8 protein-coding genes are annotated in these 9,506 nt (G+C 70.0%); 3 read left to right on the plus strand and 5 right to left on the minus strand.

Annotation, left to right across the window (positions count from 1 at the left end):
* Positions 1-213: 213 nt before the first annotated feature.
* Complete coding sequence (locus ACFYYJ_RS40425; RefSeq protein WP_389139791.1) at positions 214-1,005, minus strand: DUF5677 domain-containing protein; 792 nt, start codon at positions 1,003-1,005, stop codon at positions 214-216.
* Positions 1,006-1,274: 269 nt separating this feature from the next.
* On the minus strand, positions 1,275-2,060 hold the full coding sequence (locus tag ACFYYJ_RS40430; protein ID WP_389139794.1) for a hypothetical protein: 786 nt from the start codon (positions 2,058-2,060) through the stop codon (positions 1,275-1,277).
* A gap of 298 nt (positions 2,061-2,358) precedes the next feature.
* Here ACFYYJ_RS40430 and ACFYYJ_RS40435 point away from each other — a divergent pair, with 298 nt between their 5' ends.
* Both ACFYYJ_RS40435 and ACFYYJ_RS40440 read left to right on the plus strand, forming a co-directional pair.
* A complete protein-coding gene (locus ACFYYJ_RS40435) occupies positions 2,359-3,285 on the plus strand; it encodes a ParA family protein (protein WP_389139797.1) in 927 nt (308 codons plus the stop codon).
* A complete protein-coding gene (locus ACFYYJ_RS40440; RefSeq protein ID WP_389139800.1) occupies positions 3,282-3,599 on the plus strand; it encodes a hypothetical protein in 318 nt (105 codons plus the stop codon). The genes ACFYYJ_RS40435 and ACFYYJ_RS40440 overlap by 4 nt, the downstream gene beginning before the upstream one ends.
* 62 nt (positions 3,600-3,661) lie before the next feature.
* Here the strand turns inward: ACFYYJ_RS40440 and ACFYYJ_RS40445 are convergent, their stop codons facing one another.
* Entirely contained in the window at positions 3,662-3,883 is a 222-nt protein-coding gene (locus tag ACFYYJ_RS40445; RefSeq protein WP_389139803.1) for a hypothetical protein, read from the minus strand.
* 182 nt (positions 3,884-4,065) lie between these two features.
* On the opposite strand from ACFYYJ_RS40445, the gene ACFYYJ_RS40450 reads away from it, so the two are divergent.
* A complete protein-coding gene (locus ACFYYJ_RS40450) occupies positions 4,066-5,334 on the plus strand; it encodes a hypothetical protein (RefSeq protein ID WP_389139806.1) in 1,269 nt (422 codons plus the stop codon).
* A gap of 72 nt (positions 5,335-5,406) precedes the next feature.
* Here the strand turns inward: ACFYYJ_RS40450 and ACFYYJ_RS40455 are convergent, their stop codons facing one another.
* Both ACFYYJ_RS40455 and ACFYYJ_RS40460 read right to left on the minus strand, forming a co-directional pair.
* Entirely contained in the window at positions 5,407-6,720 is a 1,314-nt protein-coding gene (locus ACFYYJ_RS40455) for a competence protein CoiA family protein (protein WP_389139809.1), read from the minus strand.
* Positions 6,721-6,881: 161 nt separating this feature from the next.
* A complete protein-coding gene (locus ACFYYJ_RS40460; protein ID WP_389139813.1) occupies positions 6,882-7,847 on the minus strand; it encodes a serine protease in 966 nt (321 codons plus the stop codon).
* Between the last annotated feature and the right edge of the window lie 1,659 nt (positions 7,848-9,506).

The following is a 9,506-nucleotide window of genomic DNA, read 5'->3' on the forward strand; positions in this document are numbered from 1 at the left end:
TACACGTCTACGGATTTCGCGGGCCCCGAAGGACCTTGGCCGATCGCTGGCCGACGGCGTGGGCGTCGGGCCTGCGGCGGGTGGCGGTGCGCGTCCAGCCGGGGGCACCGTAGCGCAAAGTCGCGCCCGGACAAGGGCACGGCGGGATCCTCCACTGGTCACGTCGATGGTTGGGCCCGTTAGTCCTAACGAGCCCAACCCGGTCTGAACTGCTCAGCGGTTCTTCAGCTCCAGCCGAATGCGTTCGGCCACGATCTCCCCGATGCCGAGGTCGTACGCGGCCTTCTCCAGCGTCCTGCGCATCGGCTCGCCCACGAGGAACTGCCCCATTGCGGTACCGGCCACGTACAGGCACACCGGGATCCACGCCCGCGACTCACCGACCGGCACCTTGCCCGTGCGGTACAGCGCCGGCGCCACCCCCGGGCCCCGCTCCACGAACGCCTCGCCGGTCTGCAGAGAGGCATGGGCGTAGGAGGACAGGTAGCGGTAGACCGGGTACATGGTGCGGATGCCCCGGGAGGCAACGAGATCGGCGACGTTCCCGATCAGCCCCTTGAGTCGACGGTGGCGCCGGGCCTCGTCATCGTCGGCGAACTCATACGCGGGCTCCTCCCCAACCTCGATATCGGCCGGCACCGGCCAGTCCACCGCCTGAAGGTTCTCGATCAGCTTCTTCCGCCGCTCCCACTCGGCGTGCTCCATCGCGCGGAGCCCCTCGGCCCGGTGCTCGGCCAGCCAGTCCATGCAGTGGGCGTGCTCGATCAGATTCCGCATCAGCCCGGCCGCCTCCACCGTGAACTCGCTGTCGTACGAGCGCATCAGCAGGTCTGCGGTCCGGTTCGTGAACTGCCACCACCCGAGCATCTGGTGAGCGACGTCCTGGTCCACCGTGGGGATCAAAGGGTGGGACGCGGTAACCTTCGCCGCCTCCTCAAGGAGCTGGTGGGTGATAACGCGGGCGCGCTTCGCGCACTGGGGGTTGTCCCCGAACTTGTAGACCATGGGCCGACGGTAGGGCCCGGAACCTGCTTGGCACACCGGGATTCCCCAGGCCGTGCAGTCGGTTCGCGGTCAGGTGGCCGGGCCGCGTCCCCCGACAGGGCTTCAAGATCAACTCGCTGTTCCTTGGAGGCGTATCTTCACCCCAGGAAGGCATCCTGGGACCATGGACGAACCCTCCGCAGCAGAGCGGCGCCTGGCAGAGCGCGGCGTCATCATCCACGACGAGTGGCCCGACATAGCGCGGCCGGAACACAACGGCTTCGCCCAGATCATCGACTTGGGCGACGGCAGCCTTCAGGTGAACTTGCTGATCCGCCCAGGTGCCGGTCCGGAGGGCCGGGCGGCATTCGCGGAGTGGGCAGAATCCCGTCTGGATCGCTTCTTCGAGCATGGCCCTGAGCCGGACGGCTGGCACTGGGTCGAGGCCGTGGGAGGCTGGCAGCTGTGGACCCGCTGGATGCAGATGCCGGAGCTGTAGGTGCGGCCGCCAGGGAGGCAGCGAGCCGTTCGGCGAGTGCGGCCATGTCCGGGTCGTCGGGGCCGGCGGGGTGCTGTTCGGCGCGGCACTCGTCGAGCTGCTGCTCGAAGGACTTGGCGTTGGGCCCGTAATGCTCGGGGTAGGTCCGGGCGAGCCACCATGCGAGCGCCCGCCACTGAGCCCGCAGGTAGCGGGTCTGCCGCTGGGTGACCTCCGCGCCCGTCTCGGGGTCGATCCACGTACGTACCTGCTCCTGGACCACGATCCGGCCCATGCCCGCGTCCATGACCCCCTTCACCGCCTGCAGCGCCATCTGCGCCCGGGCCTGGGTCGCCCGCATGTAGAGGTCGATGTACGGGTCGTCGGCGGGAACGGGACGTTCTCCGTCCTCGCGGGCCTCGGCGGCGTCGCGGCCGCGCGAGAGCCAGCGGGAGAGAGTGCCGCGGGCGATCCCGACGGCGGCCGCCGTATCGCCGACCGACACCCCGAGGGCCAAGACCCGGGCGATGGTGTCGATCCGGTCGGAGGTCAGCATGCTCGGCCGGCCGCGGCGGCGCGGGGTGCGTCGTGTGCTCATGACGGCGGACCGTACGGACCGGCACCGCTACGGTCGCGGGCTCTTTCGTGCAATAGGTGACAGTCCCTACGCGCGCGTGCGCGAGGTCTCACTACGGACGCCGACGGTTTGCGCTGGTCAACGCCTTCGGGGGTCAACCCTGTTGGACCTAATGGGGTCAACCCTGTTGGGGGCAAGGCCCTGGCCTGCGGATTTCCCCGGCCTGGCCGAGCGGTGCGAGGTGGGCGTCCAGACCAGGCCGAGACGGTACGGTCGGGCGGGAAGTCGTCCACGGGGAGGCCCGAATGAGGAGAGAGCCATGGTCCAGGTAACGCTGGAGCCGTTGAAGATTCCGGACCGGCTGCGCATGCCGACCGTCTTTGAACGTGAATGGACGGAGCCGGCCAACAAGCTGCGCCCGCGCATCCTGCTCCCTGCCTCGTTCACCGGGCCGTCCCCGATCGCCCCGGGCGAGCACCGTGTCTTCATCGTCTTCAACCGCAAGGGCGGTGCCGGGAAGACGACCACGACCCTGGAGCTCGCGTGCGCCTGGGCGGCGATGGGCTACACCGTGCGCATCATCGACGCCGACCCGCAGGACGCCGGCCTGACGGGGTGGCTGTCGCCGGTCTATCCCGAAGGCCTGGACCCCAAGCACCGGCTGACGCTCAAGGACGTCATGTACGGCGAGGCCGGCCTGGACGAGGCGACGTACTACACCCGGTACAAGAACCTCTACATCGTGCCCAGCTACGAGGACTGCGCGGTCGTCGAGTACGACCCGGCGGTTAACGGCGAGCGCACCCTGCGCCGGGCGATCAAGCGGAGCGAGGCGCCGGTGGACATCACCATCGTCGACTGCCCGCCGAAGGTCGGGAAGCTGTCGACCTTCACCCTGGCGATCGGCGGCGAGGTCCTGGTGCCCAGCCAGCTCAGCGGCCTGGACAAGAAGTCCAACGAGCCGCTGCGGCGGACGATCGCCGACGCCCAGGAGGAGTACGACGTGAGGGTGCGGGCCGCCGTGCTCACGGCCTGGGGCAAGACGATCATCTCCCGCTCGGTCGGCAACGAGATGGCCGCGCACTACCCGGACGCGCTCGTGTGCCCCATCCGCAGGTCGGTGGACGCCACCACCGCGCCCGACGAGAACCAGTCCATCCGCGAGTACAACAAGCGGTCCACCACCACGCGTGACTTCGACCAGCTCGGTCACATGCTGGTGGCGCCGCGGGGAGCTGCAGCATGAGCAACGGAATGCCCTTCGGGCAGGGGACCCTCCTCGGCAAGGAGCTGGGAGCCCAGAAGACGTCCGCCCCGGGCACGAAGGAGAAGATCCCGGCGTACGTGAGCCCGGAGACCATGAACCGGCTGCGCAACGCCGTGGTCGCGCTCCAGCGGATCGACGACGAGGACGCCGACGTCCCGGTGTCGCTGTCCGCGTACGTGGAGGCCGCCGTCCTCGCGCAGCTGCGCCGCGACGAGCGCGAGTACAACAACGGGGCGCAGTTCCCCCAGCGCCGCAACAAGAACCTCAAGAGCGGGCCGCCGGTCACGAAGTAGCTGGCCGCAGACCACGAGGGCCCCACCGCTTTCGGTGGGGCCCTTGCTGCGTCAGGGCACGGTCAGGGCGGCGACTCCGCCCAGGTCTCCGGCCCGCCACCGCGCCACTCCACGAACTCGCCCGGCGTGAGGTCGAAGTCCTCCGCGTTCTCCATCCCGGCCTGCCTCAGCAGCTCCGGGATGTCCGAGGCCCGGTAGGCCGTCCCGAGGATCTGTCCGTCGAAGCGGACCTTCCGCCAGCCGCGCTCGTCGGGCTCATAGATCACCAGCTTGGGAATCGACATCTCCCCACCCTCGTCCGCGCCGGGCTGTCGCGCACCACGGGAGCCGCTGTACCGGTACCCCGTGGCAGGCGGCCACCCTCCTCTGCCGCACCACGTCAGCGGTGGTTGGGCCTATTGGTTCTAATGGGTCTAATTCTCGGTTCGGTCAGTACCCCCGGCCGGACGTGGCTACCGTGCAGGGCGTGACGAAGAAGGTTGACCTCCTGGACGAGATGCCCGAGCTCCAGGAGGCCGTGGACGCCGTGTGCGAGGAGGCCCCCTCTGACGCCCGCCGTCGGCAGATCCGGGCTCACGCCCGCGAGCTGGTCCGTGCCCTCCAGCACCCCGGCCACCCGCACGGCGTCGGCGACGACCTGGCCGACATCTTCGACCCGGAGTCGCTCAAGGCGTACGAGAAGCTCGCCCTGGAAGGCGAACTCCGCGACCGCGGCGAGAAGCGCCCGACCTCCGAGGCGACGGCGATGGTGCGCTCCGGGGTGATGGCCCTGCTCCAGCGGGAGCTCGGCCTCGAGGTTCACTACCTGCGCCAGCTCAAGGAGCTCCCCCGCAAGGAGCCGGTCGACGTGGCCCGGCGCGAGCAGCTGCGCGAAAGCCTGGTGACCCTGTCCGACTACGTCGGCCGCCGTACCCGCTGGAGCGTCGAGGGCGGCCTGATGGAGCACGGCTACCCCCGCTGGGTGCGGATGCTCGCCATGGCCTCGGTCGTCCTGGACACCGGCGCCCGGGTCGGCGAGCTGTGCGCGCTGCGCCTGGAGGACCTCTCCCCCGCCCTGGGGGAGGTCCGCATCCGACGCCGTCCGCAGAACGCCCGCCCCGACAGCCCGGTGTCCGTCGAGGTCTACCCGCTGCGCCGGGCCACCAGGGCCGCCCTGCAGCGCTACCTCCTGGTGCGCCGCATGCTGATGGGCGACGTCACCGGCGGCGCCGACTGGCTGTGGGTGTCCGTGCGCGGGAACCACGGGGGCGTCGTCGGTGAGAACGTCGAGCCCGAGTACCGGCCCGCCGGCACCGCCCTGCAGGCACGCGGCACCGGCCGCGCCTACAGCGCCACGGTGGAGAAGGTGAACATCGACCTCGCCGGGACACCGGGCTGGTCGCCGCTGCCGGTGCGAATGGAGCAGCTGCGCCGCGGAGTCGCCGCCCCGGAGCTCCACCTGGTGCCGCCTGCGCCGGACGCCGAGCGGGCCGCCGAGCTGATGGACCGGCTCCGGCGGGCAGCCCGCAGCCTCGCCGCCCTGCCCGACGCCAACGACGCCGCGACCACCGGCCGCAAAGCCCGCGACGAGGCCCGCCACGTCCTGCGCGAGGCCTGGCGCCTCGGCATCGAGCACCAGGTCCAGCTCGCCGCGCTCAGCGCCGGCGGCCTGCTCGCCGTGGACGTCCCCCGCGCCGGATGGGAGCCGGAGCTGCTGCGCTCCCTGGACCGGGCGCTGCACCTCACACCGCTTTAGACCTGTTGGACCCAATGCCCCCGGCCCTCGCTGCAGGCCGGGGGCGTTTCCATTGGCGGGGCCGCCCGGCGCTCACACCCTGTCGACGCCCGTCATGATCCGGACCATGTCCCGAACGCTGATGTGGCCCGGGCCCCGGCCTACCGGCGTCACGGTGACCCCGCCGCCGGCGCGCTGCTCGGGGACCTCGGACGCCTCGGCCTCCAGGACGACGACCCGTTGCCCCGGCGCAGCCTGCCCCGAGATACGGGCCGCCTCCCGCTCCGTTGCGGCGAAGAACACCAGCCCCTCCAGCTCCCGCCGCAGCGCAGGCAGACGACTGGCCACCGGGCAGATCACCCCGTACAGCTCACCGTGCACCGTCACCGGTAACCCCATGGCGAACGCGGGTTCCGGGTCCTTCCCCGTACGGACGGCGGCGACAGGATCCCCGGTCTCCTGGCACACCCACGCTCGGACCGGGCGGCGAAGGCCGGCCTGGCGGGCCTCCAGCTCCCGGATACGCGCCATGTGGTCGGCCTGGTCCTGCTCTCGCCGCCGCTCGGCGGCCGCGGCCCGCTCGGCCGCCCGCCGGTACGCCTCGGACGCCGCCAGCTGCTCGGCCTCCCACTCGAAGTACCGCCGGGCGATCCACCGGAGCACCGGCTCCCCGACCCGGAGCCGGTACGGGCGCACGGTGTTCGCGACCAGGGCCGCCACGAACTGCTCCAGCGCCAGCTCGGCGACGTCCACCCACCGACCGTGTCCACCGCACGGGAGCGCACCGGGGACGCGTTCGCACAGCGGCCGCTGGACGCACCACTCCGGTACGAACCGGGCCGCCCCGGCGACGACCAAGAGCGGGCCGTCGTCCTCGGCCCGGGCCAGTCGGACCGCCGGCACGGCGCCGAGCCACGGCACGGTCTTCCGGTCCGTGAACCAACAGACCTCAACCCCGGCCGCCGAGTACCGGGCGGTGCGCTGCTCGATGTCCTCCACCGTGATGGCGGACACCTGTGCCTCCAGCGCCACCAGGCGGCCGTCCGGCATCGTCGCCAGGACGTCCGCCCGCCAGGATCCGTCCGGCGCGAACGCCTCCAGCTCGGCCTTCCCGCCGGCGTCCCGGACGGCCAGGGCCAGGTCCAGTTTCAACAGGTGATGCGCCATCGACTCCCCGGCCGTCGGGCAGTGCGGGGCGCCGTCCGCGTGCCGCAGGTACCAGAGATCCCGGCCGCCGTGGGTGACGTGCACCAGGTGCAGCGCCCACCCGCACGCCGGGTCCCGGCAGACCAGCGGGGCCGGTCCGTCCTTCGGCCGGTGAATCGCGGTCCGGTCCTGGCCGCATCCGAGGTCCGGCAACGTGACGTCGACACGCCCCCACTCGGCGTGGGTCCCGACGAACACCATGGGCTACCCCTTCCCCTCGGCGGCCGTCCCCACGACCGCGTGATAGAGCCATGGTTGCGTCGGAATCCGCCCTGCGCATCGGTGCCCACCCCGTGTCCGGGTGTGAGTAGTTGGCGTGCGGGAAATCCCGGTGAGATTGGTCTTGATCGGCGAGCTCGGCCCTACCGGCGTCGAGCAAGCGAGGGAACCTGCGCCGTGATGACGTCGAAGGGGGTCATCCAGTAGAAGCTGGTCTGCGGCAGTTGGTGAGACAGGACTCCAACGACGCGGCCCGATTCGTCCAGAACCGCGGCGCCCGCGAGCCAATTACCGATTCTCGCCGGGGACATGCCGTCACTGTCTGGCGGTACGGATACATCAAGCTGCCAGCCGCCATCTGACCCCGTCGGGCCCATCGTTGTGCCCGCGAGCCAGATTCCCGCGATGCGGTGAAGGCCCTCTCCTCTGCGGGAATCGTGCACACCGTAGATCCTCACTCGTGATCCGGGCGGAGGCACTGTTCCCCACCTTGCGCCCGCTGCCCCGTCGACCCTGCTGCTCGGCGCGAGGACGGCCAAGCCACTGAGTTCCGGATCGCGCCAGAGGATATCTGCGTCAGTCCAAGGCCCGGAAGAGTCGATTGCCCTGACGGCAAGGCCACGCCTGGCCGGCTGGCTGTTCTCGTCTTCTGTAACGAGGCTGGCGCGAGTGAGTACCGTTCCGTCCTGGAGCAGCACACCCAAGCCGAGCTTGGTATTGCAAAGGACCATGAGTGATGCCCGGCTTGCGACGGGCGCTCTGGAGGTCAGGTCTCCCACAACTTCAGCGTGCTGGTACAGCGCGAGGAAGCGGTTGGCTTCGGCATCCGGGTCTCTGCCGTCGATCGCCCGCCTGGTGAGCCAGCGTACGAGGCTGTCCAGTTGCCAAGCGGTGGGCCACTGATCGCCTCGGAAGACCTGTGAGACGAGGGTTCGGTTCATCGTGGCCCGGAAGTCCCCATCGGCGAGGCCGTCACTGATCGTGCGTACCCCGGGTCTGTCTGCTGCCCGGTACAGGGCGTGCAAGTTCTCAAGCACTGTCCGGCGTGGGCCTTCAGGAAACTCCTCCAGCGGAGGCATCTGCACTCCGCGGCTCCCTCTGCGCTGCATAGACGGCCCCCTGTGAAGACAGAGTGTCAGTAAGTGTCAGCGAGCGTAGTACTGGCAGCGGATCTTTCTCCAGGTGACAGCAGGATGTGAGGGACGAGTGTCCGGGGCGTGCGAGGCACTTGGGAAACGGGGGCGCAATAGAAAGCGGGGCACCACGAGGTGCCCCGCTTCCACACCGACCTGCCGCATGACGTTGGCGCGCTGCGCGGCAGATCCCGTCCCTCTGGAGAGAGAACGATGTCTTTCAACCGTAAGTCTCGCGACCCTCGTATCCCCAGTGACCTTCTTGTCTTCTTGGCGGTGCTCCTGGTCGTCAGCGTCTTTGTCCTGGTCGGTCACAGCACCCCTCAAGACCTCGCCGGATATGCCACCGCCGCGACGGTGCTGTATGCCGCGTGGCGGCGGCCGCAGGACGGGGGCCCGAAGGGGGGCAGCTAGTCGCTGCCGCCGCCAGGGCACGGGCCGGCCTTGGCGGCGGCACACCGGGCAGCAGGGCTGATCAAGATCAATCTGACCGGGATTTCCCGTACGCCAACTACTCACGCCCGTGTCGGAAGGCCTAGGCGGGCGCGTTCAGAGACTGAACATCACATATGCGGATGCTCTATCCCAAAGCAAGGCCTGACCTGCACCGACACCAGCACTTGGCGGGCCGGAGGATCATGCGGAACGGGCCCAATACGGGGCGTGGAGGGGGTCCGGAGCGCCGATCTCCGCCTCGGCGCCGGGGAGTGTCGATCAGCACCGGAGAGCCGCACAGGCCCGCTCAGGGACGCGCCGCCTTGCTCCTGTAGTCGCCGCCCGAAGGGCGTCTGTGTTCATCGGCGAAGCCGATGGGGCCTTGAAGGTCGTGCCCGAAGGGCCCCTTTTTATGTTCTGACCTGCACGGACTCTCCCAGGGACGTCCCACGGCGCGGCCGCGTCACCCGAATGGGTGACGCGGCCGCGCCCCCCTCCTCTGGGCTATTAACAGGCCCTTGCGCTTGCAGCTCGCCGGTTCTGTCCGGAGCATGGCCGTCCGGTTTCTCCGACCGTCCGCAGTCCCAGGTTCGGGTCACGACCTTGGCCTGCTGCGCGACGGGGGTCGAGATCGTTTCGGGCCGGATGGCGGGCTGAGGTACCCCGAGCGGGGGTGGTGGGTACGGCGCGGGCCGTACCCACCACCGGGAGCCGGGAGGAGCAGCGGCCTGTTAATAGGCGGCGGGCCGGTGGGGGTATCGGCGGCCCATCACCGTCGTGGTGACCACCGCAAGCCGGTCCACGTCGGGGGCGCCACCCGCCGGCCTTTGACTGCGGCCGGTACGGGGTCGGGCACCAGGAGAAGAAGCGTGGCCGGGGCGGGTGGGGCTGCGGCGAGGCCACCGCGGACCGGGACCATGTGCACGTTGAGTGGGGCACACGTTCGTCGGCTGAGGCCAAAGGCGGGCCAGCAGCAGAGGCGGGGTTGCTCTGCCCGGCGAAGCCGAGGTCTCTCTCGCTTGCCCGTCACAAGACCAGGCCGAGGCGGCGGTGCCGCTGCGGCCAGCGGTACGGGAGAGAGAAGAACTTCTTGGGGGGGCTTATTAGGGGGGAGCGTTTTGCCAGGTCAGCGATGTGCTGCCGATTTTTTTCCGACCAGGTCGGTCGGAAATCCGTCGGGTCCGATCGGAAATCCGACCA

This window comes from Streptomyces sp. NPDC002467 (assembly GCF_042889825.1).
Lineage (GTDB): Bacteria > Actinomycetota > Actinomycetes > Streptomycetales > Streptomycetaceae > Streptomyces.